Source organism: Micromonospora sp. NPDC049799, from assembly GCF_040656655.1.
In the GTDB taxonomy this organism is placed as follows: domain Bacteria; phylum Actinomycetota; class Actinomycetes; order Mycobacteriales; family Micromonosporaceae; genus Micromonospora.
On the sequence record NZ_JBFAMU010000773.1, the window covers coordinates 1 to 1,721 of the forward strand.

Sequence of the window (1,721 nt, forward strand, 5' to 3'; positions counted from 1 at the left end):
GCGGGCTCGGAACCGCCCCCGGCGGTGGTCAGCGGCTCGTCGCGCGAGGCGTAGCTCAGGCCGGCGCCGCCGAGCAGCACCGCGACGACCACCCCACCGGCGAGCAGGGCCGTCCGCGCCCGGCCGGTACGCAGGCGGCTCAACCTGCCGGTGCCCTCCCCCAGCGTGGTGCTGGCCACGCTGGTGGCGCCGCCGGTGCCGTCCCTGAACGGGAACAGCGCGGCGAGCAGGGCCGCCCGCCGGGCCAGCTCGCCCAGCCCCCGCTCCTCCCACTCGGGCCCGTACGCGGTCGCCGCGACCTGCTCCAGCACCGCCAGGAACACCTGGGCGGGTTGCGGTCGCTCGTCAGGCCGTTTGGCCATGCCGAGCCGCAGCAGGTCGTGCAGCGGCTCCGGCGCCGCCTCGGTGGGGATCGGCTCCTCGGCGTGCTGGCGACGCAGCGTGAACAGGTCCCTCCCGTCGAAGGGCGGGCGGCCGGTCACGCACTCGTAGAAGGTCGCGGTGGCGGCGTAGATGTCGCAGGCCGGGCTGGCCGGCGCGCCGGTCCACTGCTCGGGGGCCATGTAGCGGGGCGTACCGGTGACGCTGCCGCCGGAACCCTCGCCCACCGGCATGGCGATGCCGAAGTCCGCGAGTTTGCTGGTCCCCTCGGCGGTGACCAGCACGTTCTCCGGCTTGTAGTCGCGGTGCACCACGCCACGCTCGTGGGCCGCGCCCAGCCCGGCCAGCGAGCCCTTGAGCACGCACAGCGCGGACTCCGGTGTGGTGGCGCCGTGCGCGCGCAGCATCTGCCGCAGGGAGACGCCGTTGACCAGCTCCATCACGATCGCCGCGCCGGCGGGCGACTCGACGTACTCGTAGAGCCGGGACACGTGGGGGTCGTCGATGTCGGCGAGCAGTCGCGCCTCGGCCCGGAACGCCTCCCGGAAGGAGGGGTCGTCGCCGATGCCGGCGGTGAGGTACTTGATCGCCACCGGCGTGCCGGTGACGTCGTGGACGGCGAGGTCCACCCGCCCGGACGCGCCGGCGCCGAGCTGCCGGACCGCACGGTAGCCCGAGAGCTGCCAACCGGTCACGTGGTCACCCCCTCCGCCCCGGGTGGACGGACCACCCCGCTGGTCATTCTGGTCGCGCCGCCACGGCGGGCCATCGGCGCAACGGGTGCTTCCGGCTCCCCGGTCGTCGCCGGCCGGGCCGGCGTCGTGGCGGCATGGTCGTTCACGGACACACGGTCACTGGTAGCAGCCGGGGGCAAGCCCCGCGCCGTTCACGGCCGGCAGCGGCCCGCTGGTCTAAGGTGCAGCCGTGACCAGCGGCACCACTTCACCGAACGCCGGCGGCGGGCGCCTGACGACCCGCCGCTGGCTCAGTGTCATGTTGCTGACGATGACGGCTCTGGTGCTGGCCGGCGGGGGCTTCGGCGCGGTCGCGCTGCGCCACACCGCCGAGGTGTCGAACCGGCTCGCCGACCGGATCGCCCCGGCCCGCACCGCCGTCGGGCAACTGGAGGTCCACCTGCTCCAGCAGGTCGCGGCGGTACGCGGATACGTCCTGACCGCCGACGGGGCCCTCCTCGACCCGTACCGGAAGGGTGTCGACGCCGAGCGGGCGACGGTGGCCCGGTTGGCCAACAGGCGCCGGGCCACCCCGTACAGCCAGGGCAGGCTGCGGTCCGGGACCTCGCGTCGACGCCGCCAGGCGATGACGAACACGTCCTGAGC

Annotated in this window: 1 protein-coding gene and 2 pseudogenes; 1 reads left to right on the plus strand and 2 read right to left on the minus strand. The window is 75.0% G+C overall.

Annotated elements, in window-relative coordinates; translation table 11 throughout:
* Positions 1-1,076, minus strand: a 1,076-nt coding sequence (locus AB0I76_RS29330) for a serine/threonine-protein kinase (protein ID WP_357042226.1), incomplete at its 3' end; no start/stop codon positions are given.
* Positions 1,077-1,386: 310 nt separating this feature from the next.
* Here AB0I76_RS29330 and AB0I76_RS29335 point away from each other — a divergent pair.
* Positions 1,387-1,608: pseudogene (locus tag AB0I76_RS29335) on the plus strand (CHASE3 domain-containing protein); the annotation flags it as partial.
* 14 nt (positions 1,609-1,622) lie between these two features.
* On the opposite strand, the pseudogene AB0I76_RS29340 reads toward AB0I76_RS29335, so the two are convergent.
* A pseudogene (locus tag AB0I76_RS29340) lies at positions 1,623-1,721 on the minus strand (RNA polymerase subunit sigma); the annotation flags it as partial.